The sequence below is a fragment of the Neptuniibacter sp. QD48_11 genome (assembly GCF_047778095.1).
Taxonomy (GTDB): Bacteria; Pseudomonadota; Gammaproteobacteria; order Pseudomonadales; family Balneatricaceae; genus Neptuniibacter.
Genome location: NZ_CP180551.1, coordinates 308,982 through 330,797 on the forward strand (window position 1 = coordinate 308,982; position 21,816 = coordinate 330,797).

Below are 21,816 nucleotides of genomic sequence, written 5' to 3' on the forward strand. Positions count from 1 at the left end.
ACTTTATTGTCGACTGATGTGCTTACTTTTTATGAATCGCACTCTCTATACTTGCCTGTTTTATATCGCTCTACCGTTTATTTTACTGAAGTTATGGTTGCGAGGACGTAAAGCGCCCGCTTATCGCCAGCGTTGGCAAGAGCGACTTGGGTTTTTCCAATCGCCAGCTTTTGACGATCGCCCTTTGTGGATTCATGCTGTTTCTGTCGGTGAGGCACTGGCGATTATTCCTCTCGTTAAACTGATACAAGCCCGCTATCCGCAGCTGCCCATTGTGATGACTACTATGACACCAACGGGCGCGGAGCGAATCATAGACACCTTCGGTGATAGTGTGACTCACTATTACTGTCCTTATGATACGCCTTGTGCGATCAATCGTTTTCTTTCCAATGTGAAACCGCGCAGTTGTGTGGTTGTTGAAACGGAATTATGGCCAAACATGATTGCAGGTTGTGCCAAACACGATGTGCCTGTGTTAGTCGCAAATGCACGTTTATCAGCGAGATCTGCAAAGGGCTATGCTCGTTTCAGCAAGATGGCTGATCAGATGCTAAAGCAGATCAGTAAGATAGCTGCGCAAAATAGCGTTGATGGTCAGCGCTTCGTGGATTTAGGTCTTCCAAAGAGCGCTTTGGAGGTAACAGGTTCCATTAAGTTTGATGTCTCAGCTCCAGAAGGGAGTGAGCGTTTGGCTGCAGCCCTGCGAGAAATGTGGGGTTTAGATCGACCAGTCTTTATTGCTGCCAGTACGCATGAAGGGGAAGAAAGTGCGATCTTAAATGTATATCACAAGCTATTGGAGAGGACTCCGGAGCTATTGCTGGTCATTGTTCCTCGCCACCCGGAACGATTTGACGGGGTTGCAGAGCTTATAAAACAGCAAAGCTTTAAGTTGGCGCGTCGTAGCTTAGGTCAACAGCCGAGCCCTAAAACTCAAGTGTATCTTGGCGACACTATGGGTGAACTTATGAAACTGTTAGCAGCGGCTGATATTGCGTTTGTTGGCGGTAGTTTAATTGAGCGTGGTGGGCATAATCCATTGGAGCCAGCAGTTTTAAAGAAAGCCGTTGTTATGGGGCCACACTTCTTTAACTTCCAAATTATTTGCGACTCGTTACGAGAAGCTGGCGGGTTGGTTGTAGTCGAAGATGAAACTGCATTGCAGCAACAGATCGAGAAATTGATACAAGCGCCTGCTGAAAGAGAGAGAATTGGCGAGTTAGGTCAGGCATTTGTGAGGGAAAATCAAGGCGCATTGGATCGTTTATACGCCTTGACTGAGCGGGTCTGCATTAATAGAAATTAATGCGTACGAACCATTAGGCGTTGCTAGTGGTTCGTCTGTCCATCTCTTCGCACAACCAGTGCCCTACAAAAATGTGGGCTTCTTGGATGCGCGCTGTTTCATCGGATGGTACGCGGATTAGGTGGTCGGCAATATCGTTTAGCTTACCGCCATGAGAGCCTGTCCAGGCCCATGTGGTGCAACCGATCTCTTTCGCCGCTTCAATCGCATCAATGACGTTAGCACTGTTGCCAGAAGTCGAAATGCCGATGATAAGGTCTTCAGGCTTGGCTAATGCTTGTAGCTGACGAGTGAACACAGAATCATAACTGTAGTCGTTGCTGTGAGCGGTAAGAATCGATGTGTCAACCGTAAGTGCTATCGCTGCTAGTGGGCGACGTTCTGCCTTGTAACGTACAACAAACTCAGCTGCTAGGTGTTGGCTGTCGGCTGCGCTGCCACCGTTACCCATAAAGATCAATTTGCCGTCTTGGTCGAAACATTGCTCAATTTGATCGGCCAGAAGCTGGCTATCAGCAGCAATTTTGTCTAACTGGTTGAAGGTGTCAAAGTGGCGTTGTAGCGCATTTGAAAATGACATATTAAGCTCCAGTTAGATCAAACGTCAGAGTTTCGCCTGCTTGTTCAGCAAAGGCTTTGCCGAAGAAGTCTTCAAGCTTCTGACCATCGCTATCCAAAACCCAGCTGTTAAGGCTTTCATCATAGTCAAAGTGGAAACCACCGCTCTTGGTTGCCAACCATAGTTGTTTAACAGGAGCCTGACGGGTAAAAATAAGCTGAGTGCGGTTTTCACAGATGATCGTTAAGATTCCACCGCCGAACTGAACATCAATATCGGTTTCTGCATCATCTAGCACTTCTTCAATCTGTTCTAATGTTTCATCAACCAGATCGTTAAATTCGCTTTCAGTCATGTTTACTCCGGCGCTATTGCCTTGAAATCGTGTTTATAGAGGCGAAGTATATCAAGCAATAGATAAAAGCCGAAGAATGGTTCTCATTAACTCTCAAAATTATCGATAAAAAGGGAGTTTTTTTCTGTATATCTACCTGGATATGCAAAACGTTTTTATTAAATCGCTGTGAACTAGGTATAATCGAAGAATTAGACCGTTTAATGGGATTCCCACTGTGAAAACGCAGACCAAACGAATTGGATTAGTTGTCCTGCTTAGTATGTTAGTACTGGGTGGATGTGGCCAGAAAGGCCCTTTGTATCTGCCTGATGCAGAAAATCAGAAAAAGTCACAGCAGAAGTAAGAGAATTTTCATGGATTCATTCGAATATAAAAATGGGCAGCTCTGCTGTGAAGAAATTGCTTTAACACGCGTTGCCGAAGAGTTTGGTACACCAACCTATGTGTATTCTCGAGATGCACTTGAGCGTGCTTACCTAGCATACGCGGATGCATTAGAAGGGCATGATTCATTAGTTTGTTATGCCGTAAAAGCTAACTCCAACATTGCAGTGCTAAATGTACTTGCGCGTTTAGGTGCAGGTTTCGATATCGTATCTGCCGGTGAGCTAGAACGTGTTCTACGTGCAGGTGGCGATGCTTCCAAAGTTGTTTTCTCTGGTGTTGGTAAACAGCCAGCAGAGATCGCTCGAGCACTGGAAGTAGGTATTCGTTGCTTTAACATTGAGTCAGAAGCTGAGCTTGAGCGTGTAAACGAAGTCGCTGGCGCTGAAGGCAAAGTAGCTGCGATCTCATTCCGTGTGAACCCAGACGTAGATGCAGGTACGCACCCTTATATCTCTACAGGTTTAAAAGAGAATAAGTTTGGTATCGATATTGATGAAGCTGTACGCATTTATGGCCGCGCGGCTCAGATGGAAAATGTTGATGTTGTCGGTATGGATTGCCACATCGGCAGTCAGCTAACGGAAGTTACTCCATTTCTAGATGCACTCGATCGTGTATTGGTACTAGTTGATCAGTTAGCTGAGCAAGGCATCACAATTAAGCATTTGGATTTGGGCGGTGGTCTAGGTGTTTGTTACACCGATGAAGTGCCTCCAACGCCTCAAGAGTATATTTCTGAAGTTCTTAAGAAAGTTGAAGGTCGTGATCTTGAACTGATTTTTGAGCCTGGTCGTTCTATCGCGGCCAATGCGGGTGTAATGCTGACTCGTGTTGAGTTTTTGAAGTGTACTGGTGAGAAGAATTTCGCAATCATTGATGGTGCAATGAATGACTTGATCCGTCCATCTTTATACAGCGCTTATCAGGAGATTGTTCCGGTAATGTTGCGCGAAGGTGGTGAAGAGAAACAATGGGATCTTGTAGGTCCTGTTTGTGAAACGGGTGACTTCTTAGGTAAAGATCGTGCGCTAACACTAGAAGCTGGTGATTTACTCGCTGTTTGTTCTGCAGGCGCTTATGGCTTTGTGATGGCATCTAACTACAACAGCCGTGGTCGTCCTGCGGAAGTAATGGTAGATGACAATCAATTCCACCTGATTCGCCAGCGTGAAACGCTAGCTGATCTAGTTAAGGGTGAACAGCTGTTACCTAAGGATCGTTAGGGGTTATTGATGTTAGTCCGTTTTACCAAAATGCACGGTTTGGGTAATGACTTTATGGTGCTGGATCTAGTGACCCAGCGCGTAAAAGTTACGCCTAAACTGGTAAAAAAGCTTGGTGATCGTAACTTTGGTGTTGGATTCGATCAGCTATTAATCGTTGAGCCACCTTCAGATCCAGATGTGGATTTCCGTTACCGTATCTTCAACCAAGACGGTTCAGAAGTTGAAAACTGCGGTAATGGTGCTCGTTGCTTCGCCAAGTTTGTTCGCGATAAGCGTTTAACTGGTAAGTCTGAAGTTGTCGTGCAGACGGCTAATGGCCGTATGTGCCTGAAGATTCGCGAAGATAAGCGAGTTGAGGTCAATATGGGTCAGCCTATATTACAGCCTTCAGAGATCCCTTTTGCGGCCGACCAGCAAGCAATTACTTACCCTGTTGAGGTTGACCATCAAGGCGCAGCTGAAACAGTTGAATTAAGTGCGGTATCTATGGGTAACCCCCATGGTGTTTTGGTTGTGGATAACACCGAAACAGCGCCAGTAGAAACACTAGGCCCAGTGCTAGAGCCTCATACCTGCTTCCCTGCAAAAGCGAATATAGGTTTTATGCAGGTATTGGCGCGCAATGAAGTTAATTTGCGTGTATTTGAGCGTGGCGTTGGTGAAACGATTGCTTGTGGTACCGGTGCTTGCGCCGCGGTTGTTGCAGGAAAATTGCGAGGCCTGCTCGATATGCCTGTGACAGTTCATCTTCCTGGTGGCGATCTTGAGATCGAGTGGCAGGGTGAAGGCCATCCCGTTATTATGACAGGGCCAGCAACAACGGTTTATGAAGGACAGATCTTCGTATGAGTGAAGAAACAGGACAGATTAGCGAAGCTCAGGTAGCGGAATACCTCCAGCAACACCCTGACTTTTTCACAGGTAATGCAAAATTACTGGAAAAATTACACGTACCTCATGAAACAGGTCGAGCTGTCTCTTTGGTTGAGCGTCAGACCACGGTTCTGCGTGAAAAAAACCAGAACCTAACAGCGCACCTTTCTGATCTGATCGACATTGCACGACATAATGATCTGCAGTTCGAAAAGACTAAACGTATGGTATTGGCATTACTGGAAGCTGAAACGCTGGATGATATCGCTGTCGCGATTGATGAAAGCTTATGCCAAGACTTTGCTAGCGATAGCACAGCGTTGATCTTGTTCACGAGCAAACCTCTAGATGTGAATAACCTGCGCCTGACATTGCGTGAAGATGCGGCAGTGATTGATAGTTTGGTCGGGACTAATCTGCCGAGCTGTGGACGTCTGTCTGATGCTGAAAATGAATTCATTTTTGGTGATGAAGCTATCAAAGTTCAATCCGCTGCAGTTGTACCCTTAGTACAGGGCGAAACTTTAGGTTTATTGGCAATTGGTAGCTTCGATGCAAACTATTTTACCAGTAGCCAAGGCACAGTATTGCTAAGCTATGTTGGTGAAGTATTAAGCCGCGTAGCTTCTCGTATTCTGCGTCAGCAGGATCACTAAAGAAAGATAGGGGAGAGAGTTGAAAGAAGCGCTGTTAGAGCAGTTTCTTCATTACCTAGCGACTGAACGCCAGCTCTCTCCTCACACCCTCGATAATTACAGTCGCGATCTCAACAAACTACTCGATTTTACTGAGCAACAATCACTGGCTGAATGGTCTTCGGTTGAGGTTAAACATATTCGTCAGTACGTCGTGCAACTACACCGTAAAGATCTGGCCGGTAGCAGCATTCAGCGCTCTCTGTCAGCTATCCGTAGTTTCTATAATTTTCTCTCTCGAGAATCGGTCGTAGAACAAAATCCTGCTGCAGCCGTTCAAGCGCCTAAATCACCGCGTAAGTTACCCTCTACACTCGATGTTGATCAGATGGGAACGCTGCTCGATGTACCCGTAACCGATAATATATCTGCTCGTGATGCCGCAATGATGGAACTTATGTATTCATCTGGACTGCGTGTCTCAGAGCTGGTGGCAATAGATCTATATAGTTTAGACCTCTCAGAGGGAAGTCTGCGAGTTGTAGGTAAAGGCCGTAAAGAACGTGAGTTGCCCATAGGGCGGAAGGCACTTGAAGCCTTAGATCGCTGGCTAGATGTGCGTCACGAATTGGCTAGCTATGATGAGAATGCGCTCTTTGTGAGTAAGCGTGGTAGCCGTATTACGGTTCGCTCGGTGCAGCAGCGGATGGACTATTGGGGTAAATATCTAGGTGTGAATGGTAAAGTTCACCCGCATAGACTCCGTCATAGTTTTGCTAGTCATATACTTGAATCCAGTAGTGACCTACGTGCCGTACAAGAGCTCTTAGGACATGAGGATATATCCACAACACAAATCTACACTCACTTAGATTTCCAACATTTAATGAAAGTGTACGAAGGTGCTCACCCTCGCGCACGGAAAAAGAGCCAGAAATGATACGCTGCATTACCTTTGATTTAGACGATACTCTCTGGGCTGTAGACCCTGTTATCCAGCATGCAAACCAAACGATGTTTGCTTGGATATCTGAGCATGCATCGGCATTTTTACAGCATTACAAGTTACATGATCTTGCTGCTTTGCGTCAGATCGTTTTAGAAGATGCTCCAGAGATTGCGCATAGTGTAACGCTGATTCGTATGGAACAGTTGAAGTATGGTTTACGAAAAGCGGGTTACAGTGCGGATGAAGTAGAAGCCTTGGCTGCTCAAGCTTTTGAAGTGTTTATTCAAGCGCGTCAGGAAGTGGTCTTTTTTGAACATGCACGTGAAGTTTTATTGGAATTAAAGCAGCAAGGCTATCAGTTGGGCGCGTTGAGTAATGGTAATGCTGATATCCATCGAGTGGGCCTAGCCGATCTGATCGATTTCCAATTCAAAGCAGACGATGTCGGGCAGATGAAGCCGCATCCATTAATGTTTGAACAGATGTTAGCGAACACAGGTTTACGACCGGAGCAGGTTATTCATGTGGGTGACAATCATGAACATGATGTTGAAGGCGCTGCAGCTGTCGGGTTGTGGACAATCTGGGTTAATCTACAATCGGGTGATAAATCACACATTGCGTCTGCTCAGGTATCTTGTTTAAGCGAGTTACCGGCGCGAGTTGCTGAAATTAATCAGCAAGCCCGCAACCGTATAACTCTCTAAGGTAATTATTTAACCTTAAACTGACCGACGATCTGCTGTAAGTAAGCTGCCTGTTTGGCTACTTCTTCACTCGCTTCAGCATTTTGACCAACTTGCTCGCTGGCTACAGCGACAATGGTTTGGATCTGTTCAGCATTGTTGTTGATATCACCGGCTACGGCAGTTTGCTGTTCTACAGCCGCTGCCACCTGAGAGGTCATATCTACAATATTTGTAGCGTCATTCATGATTTTATCCAGAGCGCTGATGCTAGTCCCTGCTTCTTCAGCACTTTGCGCACTGACTTCAACGCTACGCATCATTAGGTTGGATACTTGGCCTGTTTGCTGCTGTAGGTCATTAATCATGACATCGATCTCAGTCGCTGATTCCTGACTTCGGCCAGCCAAGCCTCGGACCTCATCGGCAACGACTGAGAAACCACGGCCATGATCGCCTGCGCGAGCAGCCTCTATTGAAGCGTTAAGTGCAAGTAGGTTGGTTTGTTCGGCAATGCCTTTAATAACATCTAGTACTGTACCTATCTTCGTCCCGTTCTCTTCTAACAGAGCGACAGCTTCGGTGCTCTGACTGGCACCTTCTGCCAGATTATTAATGTTTTCAATTGCATGGCTGATGATGCGTTGCCCTTCAGCAGCGCTTTGTTGTGAGTGATTTGCCGTTTGGGCGGTAAGCTCTGTGTTGTGAGCGATCTCTCTCATAGCACTTTCCATCTCTTGGACAGCGGCGGAAACCTGAATCACTTGAGCTTTCTGACTTTCTAAGCCTTGAGAGGTCTCAACGGCTATAGCTGATACTTCCTCAGCTGCTGCGCTTAACTGTAATGAGGAGTTGTTTACTCGCTCGAGCAGGGCCTGAAATTCGGACATCATGCTATTAAAGCTACGCCCCATATCGCTCAATTCATCATTGGCAACAACTTGATAGCGTACTGTTAGGTCTTTGTTTTCTTTAGCATTACCCATTACTTGTTGCAGGATGCGTAAACGCGAAATGATGTTGTTAGCAATCCAAAGGGCAATTGCAGAAACAATACCTGCTATGACGAGCGCTTTAATACTTGAGAGTAGTTTGATGGAAGCAATTTCAGCATTTAAGCGTTCTGTAATTTCGGCAGCTTGTTCTTCTAACAGCGTTTCGGATTTGTGGATTGATTTACGCATATTGCCCAGTAAACCTTGTTTACTGTTAAGGCCTAGCTTTTCGTAATTATCGATTAGAGTGAGGAATTTTGTGCGATAAACAGATAACAGTTGCTTAGTTTCAGTAATATCATTTTCGTTGAATAACTCAGTTTCTAGATCATTACTTAGCTTCTCAAAATTGGTCTCAAACTTTTTGCGGTATTTAAGGTCTTTGCGAATAAGAAAGTCTTTTTCATTGCGGCGTAATTGCAGAATATCGGCTAACAAGTGGTAATTATCCAGCTCTTTTACTTTGCTTTCAGCACCGTGTACTGCCTTGCGAAGCTCTCCGCGCAGGCCTTCATTATGAGACAAGCCGATTTCCTGCTTCAATTTCACTAACTGATGGAAATTATCGGCATAAGTATCAATGATTATATGCAGGTCTTTAGTTTTTTCGTGCGGGATGCCGGCGTGGTCTAAGTGCTCTTCAAGAGTGGTTATTTCGGCTTGGAATGCAGCAACGGTATCGTCAAAGCGTTTTAGGTATTTAATATCGTCACGTGCTAAAAAATCTTTTTCATGACGTCGGAGGGTCAGCATACTGCTTTCTAGATGACTTACTTCAGTTTCAGCATCTTTTAAACTGGAAACGTTAGTGATTGCGAAATGAAGCATGCCATACATCGATGCGATCGAAATAATAATGAACGCGATCAATGCCGTTAGTTTAAATTTTATTGTCATTTTAACTGCGCCTAGGAATAAAATTTGAGAGCTGACCTATCCCTGTCGGCAAAAAATCCAATTTCATTCTTAAAGTTAGTACAAATGATCTTGTTTGCGAACCGTAAAACTACTTAGTGCATAAAAAAAGCGAGTAAATTGTTTAAAAAACAACGGCCTTGCTCGGTTGGGCAAAGCGAATTGAGCTCTTTTGTTAGTAGCTTTTGTTGCCTTGCGGTAGTTAAGGGGGGCTCAATAGTCGATAAGGGCAGGCCTGTGCGTTGTGTAAATAGGTCCGAGGGAACCCCATGGTAGAGTCTTAAAGCGTTGAGCATAAATTCGAAAGGAAGCTCTTCTGGGCTTATTTCAGTGTCGCCTGTTAGCCTTGTTGCTGGGTTCATATAGGCTTTAGGTTGTTTCTGTTTCCAGCGGCGAATGATTTTGTTTTGTTCTGGAAGTGTGATCTTGCCGTGAGCACCTGCGCCTATGCCTAGATAGTCACCAAAGTGCCAGTAATTTAAATTGTGTTTGGCTCGGTTGCCTTTCGATTTAGCATAGGCAGAAATTTCATACTGGCTGTATCCTGCGGAGCGGATAAGCGCTTGCCCTTGTTCTTGGATCTCCCACAGAGTGTCATCGATAGGAAGTAGTGGAGGGCGAGAGTGAAATTCTGTATTCGGCTCAATGGTTAGCTGGTACCAAGATAGATGATCAGGCTGTAATGCTATCGCTTGTTCTAAATCACTCAATGCGCCTTCAAGTGTTTGGTCAGGAAGGCCATGCATCAAGTCTAGATTTAACTTAGGAAAAAGCTCACGCGCTAATGTGGCTGCTTTAACTGCATTCTCAGAACTATGTATTCGCCCGAGCTTGGCGAGATGCTGATCGTTAAAGCTTTGCACACCGATAGAGAGTCGATTAATCCCCGCGTCTCGATAGCCAACAAATTTATCTTGCTCGAAAGTACCAGGGTTCGCTTCTAGGGTGATCTCGGCATCTTTTTCTAGTGGGATAATATTATGAATCCCTTGTAGTAATGCTTTAAAGCTATCTGCGGAGAACAGGCTTGGAGTGCCGCCACCAATAAAGATTGTTTGTATGCTACGACCTTGTGCGAGGTGTTTCTCGGACTCTAAGTCATCCAATAAGCACTGGATGTACTCTGTTTCAGGCAGTTCATCGCGCTGAGCATGAGAATTAAAATCGCAGTAAGGACATTTACGTACACACCACGGGATGTGTACATAAAGAGATAATGGTGGCAGCTGTAGGCTCATAAACGGTTACTTCAAGTAAGGTTCGATGCTTTGTTTCAGCAATTGAACTGCTTGGCCACGGTGGCTGAGTTTATTCTTTTGTTCAGGTGCTAATTCAGCTGATGCTTTTTCCAGTTCAGGAATCCAGAACAGCGGGTCGTACCCAAAGCCGTTACTTCCACTTGCTCGTTCTAGAATAGTTCCTTCCCAGCTACCCTGACAAATTAATGGGGTTGGGTCGTTTGCATGACGCATAAAGACTAAAACACAGCGGAAGCGGGCGCTGCGTTGTTCGCTAGGAATACCTTCAAGCTTTTCTAGAAGTAACTCATTGTTTTTAGCATCAGTGGCGCCTTCGCCAGAAAAGCGTGCTGAGTAAATACCAGGAGCGCCTTGAAGTGCATCCACCTCTAGCCCGGAATCATCGGCTAGTGCGGGTAGCCCAGTAACTTCAGCAGCGTGGCGTGCTTTTAGAATGGCATTTTCAACAAAGCTTAAACCGGTCTCATCGGCATCGCTTACGTTGAATTCAGATTGAGGTACAACTTCGACACCTAAATCTGCCAGAACTTGATTAAACTCTTTTAACTTACCTTTGTTACCACTGGCGAGCACAATTTTATTAATCATTCTTTCACCGCACTGAAAAATAAAAAAGACGCATGATAATGCGCCTTTTTGTGAGTTGTTAGGGCTTACTCTTCGTAAAAGCGTTGTTCAAATTTTACAGTGTAAGCGGGTTTGTTTGGGTCTGGCTGTACTTCTAGAGATAGGCGCATCACTTGATCATCAGTAAAACCAAATTGACCTATGTAATAGATCGCATTGCCTTCATCGACTTTTTTAAAGTCAAGATTTTGCGATTGTTGAATCAAGCTTGTTGCTTGGCCTTTTACAAACGCTGATACAGGTTTTTTCTCGCCATCCTCAATTTTCAAAACTGATACATTGACCAGAGCACGACGTTTACTACGTTGGATGCCAATAGCTTGAGCTACATCAGGTTGAATAAAGGTGCTGTAGAAAGCGTTATAGTGGATCTCGTAGTTGTCATATTTCACAAACTGCTCAGCCAGAACGGGTTGGCTAATGAGTGCGATTAATGACAACAATAAAGCTGATGCCCATTTGCTTAAGCGATTCATTGTCTTCCTCACTTATTTTGTAATCCGGTAGATGGCAATTTCACCCAGCATGTTAGGCCAGAGATGGATCCACCACCGGTGTTGGTGTTCGTTATCCACAACTGTACGATCCATAATGTAGATATTGCGTTCAACACAGAGTTGTTCAAAATCATTAAACGTACAGAAGTGTGTGTTGGGTGTGTTATACCAAGTATAGGGTAGGAACTTGGATACTGGCATTTTACCTCTGAATGCCAAATATCCACGTGCGCGCCAGTGCCCGAAATTAGGGAAGGTTACGATACACTCTTTGCCTATACGCAGCATTTCATCAACGATTTGATCCGGACGCATCATGATTTGGATAGCCTGCGTCATGATCACGGTATCAAAGGTGTTGTCTTTGATCGAAGCTAGGCCTTCCTCAATATCTTTCTCTATTACGTTGACCCCTTTGCGAACGCAATCAGTAATATTGTCTTGGCCAATTTCTAAACCGTAGCCGGTCGCGTTCTTCTCTGTTTGCAGATAGTGCAGTAACTCGCCATCACCACAACAAAGGTCAAGCACGCGCTTGCCAGGTTCAACCCAGTCTTTGATTAGTTCTAAATCAGCGCGCATTAGCTTTTCTCCTCTGCTTTTAATGCCACAGTATCCTGTTCAACTCGCTCCATATAAGCAGAGAAGATGTCTAGGTAACGAGGAATAGGGATTAGGAACGCGTCATGGCCCTGAGCTGCTTCAATTTCTGCATAGCTTACTTGTTTATTAGCTTCTACTAGCGCATCCACAATCTCGCGAGAGCGCTCTGGTGAGAAGCGCCAATCTGTAGTGAATGAGATCACCATAAACTTTGCTTTTGCTTGTGCTAGTACTTCTGGAAGACTTTTTCCGCTATCCACTGTTGGATCGAAGTAATCCAGCGCTTTAGTCATTAACAAGTATGTATTAGCGTCAAATGCTGTCGAGAAACGCTCGCCCTGATAGCGAAGGTAAGACTCGATTTCAAACTGAGGTGTGAAATCGTAGCTAATCTGCCCAGAACGAAGCTCGCGGCCAAACTTGCTGCGCATGCCGTCGTCAGATAGGTAAGTAATATGACCTAACATCCGCGCCAGCATTAGACCAACTTTAGGTACTTCATCTTTTTCGTAGTAGTGACCGTTATGGAACTGAGAATCCTTACTGATCGCTTGGCGAGCTACTTCGTTAAATGCGATATTCTGCGCTGATAACTTAGGTGCGGCTGCGATAACCATGCAGTGACGCAGGCGATCAGGATAATTGATCGACCATTGCAATGCCTGCATTCCACCTAAGCTTCCACCAATAACAGCTGCAAACTGTTCGATACGGAAGCGGTCAGCCAAACGCGCTTGGCTTTCGACCCAATCATTGACCGTTACAATCGGGAAATCAGGGCCATAAGGTTTGCCGGTTTCAGGATTGATCTGGTTAGGACCGCTGGAACCATGGCAACCACCTAGGTTATTTAACGCGATAACAAAGAATTTATTGGTGTCGATCGCTTTACCTGGGCCTATAGCGCTGTCCCACCACCCCGGCTTTTTATCGTCCATGCTGTTATAACCAGCAACGTGGTGGTTACCCGACAAGGCATGACAAATCAGGATTGCATTTGAGCGATCTTTATTCAGTTCACCGTAGGTTTCGATGATAAGGTGGTATCTATCTAATGTGCGGCCGCATTGAAGCTGTAAGGGCTCATTAAATTCAATAATTTCAGGTGTAACAATTCCAACGGAATCTTCAGGAATAACAGCAGGCATTTCTAATCTCGACTCTAAAACAGCAATTTTAAAATTACACAATGAAACGGAGCGCTAGATGCGCTAGAGGAGTCGAGCTTCACATCTCATAGAAGATGAGTACGCGACCAAGAGAAATGAAAGTTGAATCTGTCACCTTAGGTATCTCAGTAAAATGATCTTACAAGTTAATCAAGTTAACCTATTTTAACGAGTTTTTACGTCACAAGCTCGTATTTGTCCAAGTGATCAATGCAAAAACTCGCTATCAAACAATTAAATAGAGCAGAGCGAACGAAAACGCTCTGCTTTATCAGTTAGTAAACAAATCGGCCTAACTGGGATTGTATGATTGTGATCGCAAGGAAAATAAATATAGGTGACAAATCTAAACCACCTATAGGTGGGACCACCTTCTGCACAAGTTTAAATAGAGGCTGTGTGACTTGTTGAATCAATTGTGGGCCAGGATGATAACTACCAGGCGCCACCCAGCTGATAATAACTGAGCCTAATACTGCCCAGAAATAGATCTCTAGAATACCATTAACAACACCCACAAGCGCCAGTACCAGAAGGTGAACAATGTTGGGCATGTCCATTCCCGATACCATCACGATCAAAAATAGTGTCGCGATTTTAACTACTGTTGCATAGAGCAATGCCGACGCATCAAATTTGCCAATGCGAGGTACAGCGCGGCTAATTGCGACTACAGGTACATTTGTCAATTTGGCAATCGCTTGAGATATCGGGTTGTAATAGTCGGCATGGGACAACTGTAAAAGGAAACGCAAGATAATAATGAACGCATACATTTCACCTAGCATGCGGATTATCAAAACGATTGGATCCTGTGCCATATCAATTCCTATGTCGTTGATCTGTTAGTAAAACAAGTATAGTTAGGTTCAACTTTCACGCAGTATAGAGTGTAGCTGTGCGATGTTGAACCTTGCTGTTAATCTTTGCCTAGTTCTTCGGCAAGTTCTACGGAACGATCATTACATGCTTTCATTGCATCATCAAAAAGCTCAGGAAGTTGGCCATCGATAAAACGCTTGATCGCTTGCTCAGTTGTACCCTTAGGAGAGGTCACTCGTCGGCGAAGTTCCGCTGGGTCAAACTCACTCTCTTTCGCCATTTTAGCCGCTCCAAGAGCAGTCTGTAGCGTTAGTTGAGTGGCAGTTTCTTTTGAAAGGCCTAGTTTTTCTCCAGCAGCAATCATGGATTCCATGACAAGGAAATAATATGCCGGGCCTGAGCCTGATACAGCGGTTACGGCATCAAGTTGCGATTCTTCATCTACCCACAATGTAATGCCTGTAGCATCTAGAATAGTTTCGGATTGTTGGCGTTGCTCGGCGGAAACTTTAGCGTTGGCGTACAGTCCACTGGCACCAGTCTGTACCAGTGCTGGGGTGTTAGGCATACAGCGAACGATTGCAGTATTGCCGCCTAACCATTTGTCGATGCTTGGCGTCATAATGCCAGCTGCAACTGAAACAATCAGTGGTTGTGAGCTTTGTACGCTATCAGCAATTGATGCCGTTACTGTTTTTAAAATCTGAGGTTTAACTGCTAGGACCACAACATCAGCAGCTTGAACAGCTTCATTGTTATCTGTCGTTGTTTTTAGGCCTTGTTCTTTTAAATCGGCAAGGCGTTCAGCTTCAGGTTCGCTGGCCCAGATTTTTTCTGCTGGGTAGCCATTGCTGATTAGGCCGCCAATGATAGCGCGTGCCATGTTGCCAGCACCGATAAACGCGAGAATAGGTTGATTATTCACAATAGATCCTTACAAAAATTAGGCGGACTTAGGTGCCCGAGGGCCAAAAATGGCTGTGCCAATGCGGACAATAGTAGAGCCCTCTGCGATAGCAGCATCCATATCTCCAGACATGCCCATTGATAGTGTATCTAATTGAGGGTGTTTGGCCTGTAATTCAAGCTGTAGTGCTTTCATTTTTGCAAAAGCGGCTTGTTGTTCCTTTGGATCTTCAGTCGCTTTAGGGATTGCCATAAGGCCACGAACACAGATGTTAGGTAGTTTACTAATCTCCTCAACCAGAGTGTGTAGTTCTTCAGGTCGACAGCCCGATTTGCTCTCTTCGTTACTGATATTGACCTGAATGCAAACATTCAGTGGTTTAAGCCCAGTCGGACGTTGTTCGGAGAGCCTTTTAGCGATCTTTAGGCGGTCTAAGGTATGTAGCCAATCAAAGTTTTCGGCGACAGAGCGAGTCTTATTGGATTGCAGGGGACCAATAAAGTGCCAGATTAGCTCTAGTTCTTTTAACTCGTTAATCTTCTCTAGACTTTCCTGTAGGTAGTTTTCACCAAAATGCACCTGACCTTCGTTTGACGCAATACGAATATCGTCTGCAGGGCGTGTTTTACTGACGGCTAACAGGGTGATGTCTGAGGTATTTCGTCCATTTTTGGTAGCAGAGGATGCTACCTCAGATCGAACCATCTTCAGATTCTTTGCTATGATTGACATATATTTGTGGCCTTAGCAATTGGATTGCAACGGGGATTCTGCTAGAACTACCTTATAACTTTACAACGCAGTGCCGGGTTACAGGAACGTTATGGATATTACCGAACTTTTATCATTTACCGTACAACAAGGTGCATCAGATTTGCATATATCAGCAGGGATGCCACCTATTATTCGTGTTGACGGTGATGTGCGTCGCATAAAACTGCCTTCTTTAGACCATAAACAGGTTCATACTCTCATTTACGACATTATGAATGATAAACAACGTAAAGAGTATGAAGATGTACTTGAGACAGACTTTTCTTTCGAGGTGCCTGGTTTAGCGCGTTTTCGTGTGAACGCATTTAACCAGAATCGCGGTGCGGGTGCTGTTTTCCGAACTATCCCTAGTAAGGTTTTAACGTTAGATGATCTCGATATGGGTAAGGTGTTTAAGGACCTTTCTGAGAAGCCACGTGGCTTAGTTCTGGTTACGGGTCCTACAGGTTCTGGTAAAAGTACAACATTGGCTGCAATGATCGATTACATTAATGACACGCGTGCCGATCATATTTTGACTATTGAAGACCCAATTGAATTCGTGCATGAAAGTAAGAAGTGCTTGGTAAACCAGCGTGAAGTGCATAGGGATACACATAGCTTTTCGAATGCACTTCGTTCGGCACTACGTGAAGACCCGGATATCATCCTTGTCGGTGAGATGCGAGACTTGGAAACTATCCGTCTCGCGCTGACTGCCGCTGAAACCGGCCATTTAGTATTTGGTACTTTACACACCACCTCAGCAGCTAAAACAATTGACCGTGTTATTGACGTATTTCCGGCCGCTGAGAAGGATATGGTGAGATCCATGCTTTCAGAGTCGCTGATGGGTGTGATCTCGCAGACACTTTTGAAAAAGCCGAAAGGCGGCCGGGTTGCAGCTCATGAGATTATGATTGGTACCCCAGCTATTCGTAACCTTATCCGAGAGGACAAAGTTGCTCAGATGTATTCGGCGATCCAGACTGGTGCATCATTTGGTATGAAAACTTTGGATCAATCTCTGCAAGAATTGATGCAAAAAGGATTTATAACACGCGAAACAGCGCGTGAGCGTGCAGCAAACCCACAACAGTTTTAATTGGGCTTAGGAGATATACAGCGTGGATTTTACGCAATTACTAAAGGTGATGGTGGATAGGGATGCCTCTGACCTTTTCGTAACGGCAGGTGCAAGGCCGACGATTAAGGTTGACGGTACTTTGAAACCGTTAACAAAAGACACCCTTAAGCCATCACAGGCTCGAGCTCTTGTTTACAGTACTATGAATGACAAGCAGCTTGCGGAGTTTGAGGGATGTCATGAGTGTAACTTTGCTATTAGTGCGCCAGGTTTGGGACGTTTTCGTGTATCTGCATTCTTTCAGCGTAACTCTGCAGGCATGGTCTTAAGGAAGATTAATAACTATATACCAAGCTTAGAAGAGTTGAACCTGCCACCAATCCTACGTGATTTGTCTATGACAAAACGAGGATTAATCTTATTTGTTGGTGGTACCTCTACAGGTAAATCAACCTCTTTAGCATCGATGATTGATTACCGTAATACCAATCATCGGGGTCATATTATTACTATCGAAGATCCGATTGAGTATGTTCACGAACATAAGCAAAGTATCATCACTCAACGTGAAGTAGGTATCGATACCGACTCGTTTGATGTTGCACTAAAAAATACGCTCCGTCAGGCACCAGATGTAATTTTGATGGGTGAGATCCGTACTAGGGAAACGATGCAACATGGTATCGTATTTGCCGAAACAGGTCATTTAACTCTAGCAACTTTACACGCTAATAATGCCAACCAAGCATTAGACCGCGTAATTAGCTTCTTCCCGCCTGAGCATCATGATCAGTTGTGGATGGATCTTTCATTAAACCTTAAAGCGATTATTGCGCAACAACTGTTACCTACGAAAGATGGTAAGGGACGTCGTGCAGCGATCGAAGTATTGATTAACACGCCATTAATTCAGGATTTGATCCGTAAAGGTGAAGTTCATGAGATTAAAGATGTGGTTAAAAAATCAACTAACTTAGGGATGCAGACGTTCGACCAATCTTTGTTTAATCTCTACAAAGACGGGGTGATTACTTACGATGTGGCACTAGCCCATGCTGATTCGCCAAACGATCTTCGTCTAATGATTAAGCTGAGTGCTGATACGAATCCTGAATTGGCTCCAGATGAAGATAATCAATCTTTCCATCTACAGGATGAAGAGGATTACTTGCATAACGAAGGTGATGCTAACGTTAAAGGGATGTAATCTAAGGATTGCTTTGCTTTAAAGAATTATGCTGGAAAGAAAAAGCCGCGATATGATATCGCGGCTTTTTTACGTTTAGGCAGTATAAACCACTTGGCCTTGGAACAGTGTATGGGACACTTTGCCTTTTAGTGGATAGTTCATGAACGGTGTATTTTTTCCTCTTGAATGGCATGTATCAGGCGTGAGCTGCCATTCAGTTTCAGGGTTAAAAATACAGATGTTCGCAACACTGCCAACATTAAGGTTACCTGTAGGTAAGCCTAAAATCTCAGCAGGAGCCGCGGTTAGTTTTTCAATCAGTTGAGGTAGATCCAGCATGTTCTGTTCAACCAGCAATAGGCCTAAAGGCAACAATGTTTCCAAGCCGATCATGCCCGGCTCGGTATCTGCAAATGGAGCCTCTTTTGCTGCACGTTCGTGAGGCTGGTGGTCAGAACAGATCGCCTGGATGCTTCCACCTAACAATCCTTGTATTAAACCTGCGCGGTCTAGTTGACTACGCAAAGGCGGGATCAGGTGGAAGTCATTGTTGAAACCGTTCACGTTCTCATCGGTCAGTAGTAGGTTCTGGATCGATACATCTGCAGTAACGGGAAGGCCTCTATCGCGCGCTTCAGTAATCATGCGTACAGAGCGTTCACAGGATAGCTGACCGAAGTGCGCGCGCACGCCCGTCTGCTCTACTAACAGTAAGTTTCGAGATACATCGATGGTTTCAGCTGACTCTGGAATGCCGTTAAGGCCAAGTCGAGTGCAGGTGCTACCTTCATGCATGCAGCCGCCTTTAGCTAAGGCGTTATCTTCAGCTTGGAAAATGACGAGCAGATCATGGGTAGCAGCATATTCTAGGCAGCGAGTTAGGGTTAAAGAATCGGCTACCGGATTACGAGTGTTGGTAAATGCGATGCAGCCTGCTGCTGACAACGCTGCCATTGGCGCAAGCTGCTCGCCTTGAAGGCCTTTAGTAAGCGCGCCCATAGGTAAAATTTGCATTTTACCTTCTTCTTCACAGCGATCCTGAATGAGTTGGGCAACTGCACGCGTATCGATGACAGGGTTAGTTGAAGGTGGTGTCACTATTGTAGTTACACCACCTGCAACGGCTGCGGCTGCTTCTGTTTTTATCGAGCCTTTCTGTGCTGGGCCCGGTTCACGAGCATGGGCGCATAGGTCGATAAAGCCGGGGCAAACAATCTGATTTTCAGCATTAATAGTTTGCTCTGCTTCGAAGCCTTCTGGAGCAGAATCGTAAGCAACAATTTTACCATCGACTAAGTACAGATCAGCAACTCTGTCAGTTTGGTTTGCAGGGTCAATGATACGACCGCCTTGAATAAGAATGTTCATGGTCGTTACTCTCCTGCTTCCAACTGATTCGGGCGGCTTTTGGCTTGGCCACTCATGGCCATAGACATAACAGCCATTCGTACAGCAATACCGTTTGTTACCTGATCTAAAATAAGGGAGCGGTCTCCGTCCGCTACCGATGAGGCTATCTCTACGCCGCGGTTAATCGGGCCAGGGTGCATCACGACTGCATCAGGTTTGGCTAGCTGCAGTTTGTCCATAGTAAGACCGTATAGCTTGTAAAATTCGCTTTCACTCGGCAGAAGTGCACTGTTCATACGCTCTTTCTGAAGGCGCAGCATCATCACCACATCAACGTCTTTGATGCCTTCTTGCATATTGGTGAATACCTTCACGCCTAAAGCTTCAATATTGCGAGGCAGCAGTGTATTGGGTGCAATAACACGAATCTCATTTACACCTAGCGTACGTAAAGCGTGGATCTGAGAGCGAGCAACACGCGAATGTAAAATATCACCAACAATCGCCACCGTTAATGGCGCAAAATCACCTTTAGCCTGACGGATTGTAAGCATGTCCAGCATTGCTTGAGTTGGGTGAGCGTGACGACCGTCCCCAGCGTTGATAACGGCTACATCTGGGGTAACGTGCTCTGCAATAAAGTGAGCTGCACCACTGCTCGAATGACGAACAACAAACATATCCGAATGCATGGCATGAAGTGTCATGAGCGTGTCTTTTAGCGTCTCGCCTTTAGAGGTGGATGACGTACTGATATTTAGGTTCAAGACATCCGCTGAAAGACGTTTGGCTGCTAGCTCAAATGTTGACAGGGTACGGGTACTTGCTTCAAAAAATAGGTTTACGACGGTTTTTCCTCTTAACAGAGGAACCTTCTTTACCTGTTTAGCGCTCATGTCTACAAAAGAGTCTGCAGTATCTAAAATTTCAGTTAGCAACTCACGAGATAGCCCTTCGGTGGTAATAAAGTGCTTCAGTTCGCCTTCATCTGTGAGTTGAATCTGATTCGGATCATTTTGTTCAAACATGATAAATACTCAGTCGTCAGAACGATTACGGATTTCCAAAGCCATTGGCTCAGGACCTGTAAGTTTTACAGTTTCGTCGGCACTTATAGCTAGTGTGCCGCCAATTATATCTGCTTGTATAGGTAACTCACGTTGCTGCAGGTCAAGCAGTGTCGCAAGTGTTATGGATGCTGGGCGGCCATAGTCAAACAGTTCATTCATGGCAGCACGAATCGTTCGTCCACTCATGATGACGTCGTCTACAAGAATGACATGGCGTCCTTCTGTTGTGCAGGGTAGCTTGGAAGGTTGAACTTTAGGGTTTAAACCGCTGGTTTCAAAGTCATCTCGATGAAAAGAAATATCTAGAACACCTAAAGGGCTTTCTAATTCTAATCCTTGGTGTAGGCGCTCTGCTAACCATACCCCACCCGTATGAATACCGATCATCAGTGGATCAGGTTTATCATTTTTGGACAGTAATGCTTGTAACTCCTGCTGCATTTTTTCCAGCAGGGCTTCAGCATTAAGTACGTTTGTTGTCATAAACTTCCTCCAATCGGGTATGGCTAGGAATTCTGATGTCGCAATTTAACCAGCTTTCTAAGATCAACTGAGCCGCAAGGCCATCGACTGACTCTTTCTTAAAATTATCACTGCCGCCCGCAGCAAAATGAATCTCTTTGGCTTCGGCCGTTGATAAACGTTCGTCCATTAAGAAACAGGGCGTTTTATACCGTTCATGCAATCGGTTGGCAAACTTCCTTGCTCTATGGGCCATATCGCTGATAGTACCGTCAAAGTTAAGCGGTATGCCCACAACCAAAGCATCAGGTTTCCATTCTTCCATTAACTTGGATATATCATCCCAATTAGGTTGTCCATCGCGTGCAGAAAAAGGGGGGAGTGGTGTGGCTGTTCCGGTAATGCTTTGACCCGTTGCAACCCCAATACGGGAGGTTCCAAAATCAAATGCCACAACTTGATTGATCTGATTACTCATGCCTGTGTCAGAGCCTTATATCCCAATTGGACATAATGCCTGACGTCTATATCAGGCGTGTCCGGGTAGGGCGGTTAGTAGATCAAGGTTAATGCCCAATATTGATGCGGCTGCCTGCAAACGATCACCAGCCGGAGTGCTGAAGAGTATATCTGAATTTGCCGGACAGCTTAACCACACATTGTCGCTCATCTCCTGTTCTAGCTGCCCTGGGCTCCAGCCAGCGCAGCCTAGTGCGACAAGGTAATTATGCTCAAAACGCCCTTCTGCCGCGGCTTCTATAGCATCAATAGAGGTGGTGAGGTAAATATCATCTGCCACACAGTGGCTGTTACTCCATTCGAAAGGGTCGGATGCTTTGTGAAGAACATAGCCTCGATCACTTCTGACGGGGCCGCCACTAAAAATAGCTTGTTGCTGATTTGCGACAGAAGAACAAGGGAGATTAAGGTGATCACATAGTTCAACCAGTGTAATGCCTACAGGGCGATTTATAACAATGCCCATAGCGCCATAATCGCTATGGTCACAAATATAGGTGACTGTTTGGGTAAAGCTCTGGTCGTTTAGATGAGGCATGGATATAAGAAAATGGTTGCGTAACGAACAGCTCGATGAGGTCATAATTACTGGCCCATTTTTTATCTACGT

At 45.1% G+C, this 21,816-nt stretch carries 25 protein-coding genes; 9 read left to right on the plus strand and 16 right to left on the minus strand.

What is annotated here, in order from left to right; all coding sequences use genetic code 11:
- Window positions 1–31: 31 nt before the first annotated feature.
- Window positions 32–1,309, plus strand: a complete 1,278-nt coding sequence (gene waaA / locus ACMXYU_RS01385; RefSeq protein ID WP_415899866.1) for a lipid IV(A) 3-deoxy-D-manno-octulosonic acid transferase — start codon at window positions 32–34, stop codon at window positions 1,307–1,309.
- A gap of 13 nt (window positions 1,310–1,322) precedes the next feature.
- Here the strand turns inward: waaA and ACMXYU_RS01390 are convergent, their stop codons facing one another.
- Both ACMXYU_RS01390 and cyaY read right to left on the minus strand, forming a co-directional pair.
- Window positions 1,323–1,889 carry an SIS domain-containing protein gene (locus ACMXYU_RS01390; protein ID WP_415899867.1) on the minus strand — a complete coding sequence of 189 codons (567 nt, stop codon included), beginning with the start codon at window positions 1,887–1,889 and terminating at the stop codon, window positions 1,323–1,325.
- 1 nt (window position 1,890) lies between these two features.
- Window positions 1,891–2,223: an iron donor protein CyaY gene (gene cyaY / locus ACMXYU_RS01395; protein ID WP_415899868.1), complete on the minus strand. Its 333-nt coding sequence runs from the start codon at window positions 2,221–2,223 to the stop codon at window positions 1,891–1,893.
- A gap of 217 nt (window positions 2,224–2,440) precedes the next feature.
- Between cyaY and lptM the strand changes: the two genes are divergently transcribed.
- Genes lptM through ACMXYU_RS01425 form a run of 6 tightly spaced genes read left to right on the plus strand, consistent with a single transcriptional unit; the run spans window position 2,441 to window position 7,003 of the window.
- Window positions 2,441–2,569, plus strand: a complete 129-nt coding sequence (gene lptM, locus ACMXYU_RS01400) for an LPS translocon maturation chaperone LptM (RefSeq protein WP_415883207.1) — start codon at window positions 2,441–2,443, stop codon at window positions 2,567–2,569.
- A 10-nt stretch (window positions 2,570–2,579) separates the two neighbouring features.
- Window positions 2,580–3,836 (plus strand): diaminopimelate decarboxylase, encoded by a 1,257-nt coding sequence (lysA, locus tag ACMXYU_RS01405; RefSeq protein ID WP_415895541.1) that lies wholly within the window; start codon window positions 2,580–2,582, stop codon window positions 3,834–3,836.
- Between the two features lie 9 nt (window positions 3,837–3,845).
- Entirely contained in the window at window positions 3,846–4,688 is an 843-nt protein-coding gene (dapF, locus tag ACMXYU_RS01410; RefSeq protein ID WP_415897388.1) for a diaminopimelate epimerase, read from the plus strand.
- Entirely contained in the window at window positions 4,685–5,368 is a 684-nt protein-coding gene (locus ACMXYU_RS01415) for a DUF484 family protein (protein ID WP_415893164.1), read from the plus strand. Before dapF ends, ACMXYU_RS01415 begins: the two co-directional genes overlap by 4 nt.
- A gap of 19 nt (window positions 5,369–5,387) precedes the next feature.
- The gene (xerC, locus tag ACMXYU_RS01420; RefSeq protein WP_415899869.1) at window positions 5,388–6,287 is read left to right on the plus strand and encodes a tyrosine recombinase XerC; all 900 of its coding nucleotides are present in this window, start codon (window positions 5,388–5,390) and stop codon (window positions 6,285–6,287) included.
- Window positions 6,284–7,003 carry an HAD family hydrolase gene (locus ACMXYU_RS01425; protein WP_415899870.1) on the plus strand — a complete coding sequence of 240 codons (720 nt, stop codon included), beginning with the start codon at window positions 6,284–6,286 and terminating at the stop codon, window positions 7,001–7,003. Before xerC ends, ACMXYU_RS01425 begins: the two co-directional genes overlap by 4 nt.
- A 5-nt stretch (window positions 7,004–7,008) precedes the next feature.
- Here the strand turns inward: ACMXYU_RS01425 and ACMXYU_RS01430 are convergent, their stop codons facing one another.
- The 9 genes from ACMXYU_RS01430 to ACMXYU_RS01470 all read right to left on the minus strand — a co-directional run bounded on the left by ACMXYU_RS01430 (window position 7,009) and on the right by ACMXYU_RS01470 (window position 15,508).
- Window positions 7,009–8,874, minus strand: coding sequence for a methyl-accepting chemotaxis protein (locus ACMXYU_RS01430; protein WP_415899871.1), 1,866 nt, complete (start codon window positions 8,872–8,874; stop codon window positions 7,009–7,011).
- Between the two features lie 113 nt (window positions 8,875–8,987).
- Entirely contained in the window at window positions 8,988–10,130 is a 1,143-nt protein-coding gene (gene hemW, locus ACMXYU_RS01435; protein ID WP_415899872.1) for a radical SAM family heme chaperone HemW, read from the minus strand.
- A 6-nt stretch (window positions 10,131–10,136) separates the two neighbouring features.
- Window positions 10,137–10,739 (minus strand): XTP/dITP diphosphatase, encoded by a 603-nt coding sequence (locus ACMXYU_RS01440; protein ID WP_415899873.1) that lies wholly within the window; start codon window positions 10,737–10,739, stop codon window positions 10,137–10,139.
- Window positions 10,740–10,804: 65 nt separating this feature from the next.
- A complete protein-coding gene (locus tag ACMXYU_RS01445; protein WP_415899874.1) occupies window positions 10,805–11,254 on the minus strand; it encodes a DUF4426 domain-containing protein in 450 nt (149 codons plus the stop codon).
- A gap of 12 nt (window positions 11,255–11,266) precedes the next feature.
- A complete protein-coding gene (metW, locus tag ACMXYU_RS01450; protein ID WP_415893171.1) occupies window positions 11,267–11,857 on the minus strand; it encodes a methionine biosynthesis protein MetW in 591 nt (196 codons plus the stop codon).
- Window positions 11,857–13,026 (minus strand): homoserine O-succinyltransferase MetX, encoded by a 1,170-nt coding sequence (gene metX / locus ACMXYU_RS01455; protein WP_415899875.1) that lies wholly within the window; start codon window positions 13,024–13,026, stop codon window positions 11,857–11,859. The genes metW and metX overlap by 1 nt, the downstream gene beginning before the upstream one ends.
- A gap of 296 nt (window positions 13,027–13,322) precedes the next feature.
- On the minus strand, window positions 13,323–13,868 hold the full coding sequence (locus ACMXYU_RS01460; RefSeq protein ID WP_415899876.1) for a YggT family protein: 546 nt from the start codon (window positions 13,866–13,868) through the stop codon (window positions 13,323–13,325).
- 98 nt (window positions 13,869–13,966) lie between these two features.
- Window positions 13,967–14,794, minus strand: coding sequence for a pyrroline-5-carboxylate reductase (proC, locus tag ACMXYU_RS01465; RefSeq protein WP_415899877.1), 828 nt, complete (start codon window positions 14,792–14,794; stop codon window positions 13,967–13,969).
- A gap of 18 nt (window positions 14,795–14,812) precedes the next feature.
- The gene (locus ACMXYU_RS01470) at window positions 14,813–15,508 is read right to left on the minus strand and encodes a YggS family pyridoxal phosphate-dependent enzyme (RefSeq protein WP_415899878.1); all 696 of its coding nucleotides are present in this window, start codon (window positions 15,506–15,508) and stop codon (window positions 14,813–14,815) included.
- 91 nt (window positions 15,509–15,599) lie between these two features.
- Here ACMXYU_RS01470 and ACMXYU_RS01475 point away from each other — a divergent pair, with 91 nt between their 5' ends.
- Together ACMXYU_RS01475 and ACMXYU_RS01480 are read left to right on the plus strand one after the other, a co-directional pair.
- The gene (locus ACMXYU_RS01475) at window positions 15,600–16,634 is read left to right on the plus strand and encodes a type IV pilus twitching motility protein PilT (RefSeq protein WP_415899879.1); all 1,035 of its coding nucleotides are present in this window, start codon (window positions 15,600–15,602) and stop codon (window positions 16,632–16,634) included.
- Window positions 16,635–16,656: 22 nt separating this feature from the next.
- Complete coding sequence (locus ACMXYU_RS01480; protein ID WP_415886689.1) at window positions 16,657–17,823, plus strand: PilT/PilU family type 4a pilus ATPase; 1,167 nt, start codon at window positions 16,657–16,659, stop codon at window positions 17,821–17,823.
- A gap of 75 nt (window positions 17,824–17,898) precedes the next feature.
- Here the strand turns inward: ACMXYU_RS01480 and ACMXYU_RS01485 are convergent, their stop codons facing one another.
- From ACMXYU_RS01485 to ACMXYU_RS01505, 5 genes are read right to left on the minus strand one after another with little or no spacing between them, the layout of a single operon-like run.
- Window positions 17,899–19,173 (minus strand): dihydroorotase, encoded by a 1,275-nt coding sequence (locus ACMXYU_RS01485; protein ID WP_415899880.1) that lies wholly within the window; start codon window positions 19,171–19,173, stop codon window positions 17,899–17,901.
- A 5-nt stretch (window positions 19,174–19,178) separates the two neighbouring features.
- Window positions 19,179–20,183 carry an aspartate carbamoyltransferase catalytic subunit gene (locus ACMXYU_RS01490; RefSeq protein WP_415899881.1) on the minus strand — a complete coding sequence of 335 codons (1,005 nt, stop codon included), beginning with the start codon at window positions 20,181–20,183 and terminating at the stop codon, window positions 19,179–19,181.
- 9 nt (window positions 20,184–20,192) lie between these two features.
- Complete coding sequence (gene pyrR, locus ACMXYU_RS01495; protein ID WP_415899882.1) at window positions 20,193–20,708, minus strand: bifunctional pyr operon transcriptional regulator/uracil phosphoribosyltransferase PyrR; 516 nt, start codon at window positions 20,706–20,708, stop codon at window positions 20,193–20,195.
- The gene (gene ruvX, locus ACMXYU_RS01500) at window positions 20,689–21,165 is read right to left on the minus strand and encodes a Holliday junction resolvase RuvX (RefSeq protein WP_415899883.1); all 477 of its coding nucleotides are present in this window, start codon (window positions 21,163–21,165) and stop codon (window positions 20,689–20,691) included. Before ruvX ends, pyrR begins: the two co-directional genes overlap by 20 nt.
- 51 nt (window positions 21,166–21,216) lie before the next feature.
- Window positions 21,217–21,789 carry a YqgE/AlgH family protein gene (locus ACMXYU_RS01505; protein ID WP_415899884.1) on the minus strand — a complete coding sequence of 191 codons (573 nt, stop codon included), beginning with the start codon at window positions 21,787–21,789 and terminating at the stop codon, window positions 21,217–21,219.
- Window positions 21,790–21,816: the final 27 nt, after the last annotated feature.

Bases quoted from the DNA above. Each gene is read 5' to 3' on its own strand.
- waaA (WP_415899866.1), top strand. From the start codon at position 32: ATGAATCGCACTCTCTATACTTGCCTGTTTTATATCGCTCTACCGTTT.
- ACMXYU_RS01390 (WP_415899867.1), bottom strand. From the start codon at position 1,889: ATGTCATTTTCAAATGCGCTACAACGCCACTTTGACACCTTCAACCAG.
- cyaY (WP_415899868.1), bottom strand. From the start codon at position 2,223: ATGACTGAAAGCGAATTTAACGATCTGGTTGATGAAACATTAGAACAG.
- lysA (WP_415895541.1), top strand. From the start codon at position 2,580: ATGGATTCATTCGAATATAAAAATGGGCAGCTCTGCTGTGAAGAAATT.
- dapF (WP_415897388.1), top strand. From the start codon at position 3,846: ATGTTAGTCCGTTTTACCAAAATGCACGGTTTGGGTAATGACTTTATG.
- ACMXYU_RS01415 (WP_415893164.1), top strand. From the start codon at position 4,685: ATGAGTGAAGAAACAGGACAGATTAGCGAAGCTCAGGTAGCGGAATAC.
- ACMXYU_RS01425 (WP_415899870.1), top strand. From the start codon at position 6,284: ATGATACGCTGCATTACCTTTGATTTAGACGATACTCTCTGGGCTGTA.
- ACMXYU_RS01430 (WP_415899871.1), bottom strand. From the start codon at position 8,874: ATGACAATAAAATTTAAACTAACGGCATTGATCGCGTTCATTATTATT.
- hemW (WP_415899872.1), bottom strand. From the start codon at position 10,130: ATGAGCCTACAGCTGCCACCATTATCTCTTTATGTACACATCCCGTGG.
- ACMXYU_RS01440 (WP_415899873.1), bottom strand. From the start codon at position 10,739: ATGATTAATAAAATTGTGCTCGCCAGTGGTAACAAAGGTAAGTTAAAA.
- ACMXYU_RS01445 (WP_415899874.1), bottom strand. From the start codon at position 11,254: ATGAATCGCTTAAGCAAATGGGCATCAGCTTTATTGTTGTCATTAATC.
- metW (WP_415893171.1), bottom strand. From the start codon at position 11,857: ATGCGCGCTGATTTAGAACTAATCAAAGACTGGGTTGAACCTGGCAAG.
- metX (WP_415899875.1), bottom strand. From the start codon at position 13,026: ATGCCTGCTGTTATTCCTGAAGATTCCGTTGGAATTGTTACACCTGAA.
- ACMXYU_RS01460 (WP_415899876.1), bottom strand. From the start codon at position 13,868: ATGGCACAGGATCCAATCGTTTTGATAATCCGCATGCTAGGTGAAATG.
- ACMXYU_RS01470 (WP_415899878.1), bottom strand. From the start codon at position 15,508: ATGTCAATCATAGCAAAGAATCTGAAGATGGTTCGATCTGAGGTAGCA.
- ACMXYU_RS01475 (WP_415899879.1), top strand. From the start codon at position 15,600: ATGGATATTACCGAACTTTTATCATTTACCGTACAACAAGGTGCATCA.
- ACMXYU_RS01485 (WP_415899880.1), bottom strand. From the start codon at position 19,173: ATGAACATTCTTATTCAAGGCGGTCGTATCATTGACCCTGCAAACCAA.
- ACMXYU_RS01490 (WP_415899881.1), bottom strand. From the start codon at position 20,183: ATGTTTGAACAAAATGATCCGAATCAGATTCAACTCACAGATGAAGGC.
- pyrR (WP_415899882.1), bottom strand. From the start codon at position 20,708: ATGACAACAAACGTACTTAATGCTGAAGCCCTGCTGGAAAAAATGCAG.
- ruvX (WP_415899883.1), bottom strand. From the start codon at position 21,165: ATGAGTAATCAGATCAATCAAGTTGTGGCATTTGATTTTGGAACCTCC.
- ACMXYU_RS01505 (WP_415899884.1), bottom strand. From the start codon at position 21,789: ATGACCTCATCGAGCTGTTCGTTACGCAACCATTTTCTTATATCCATG.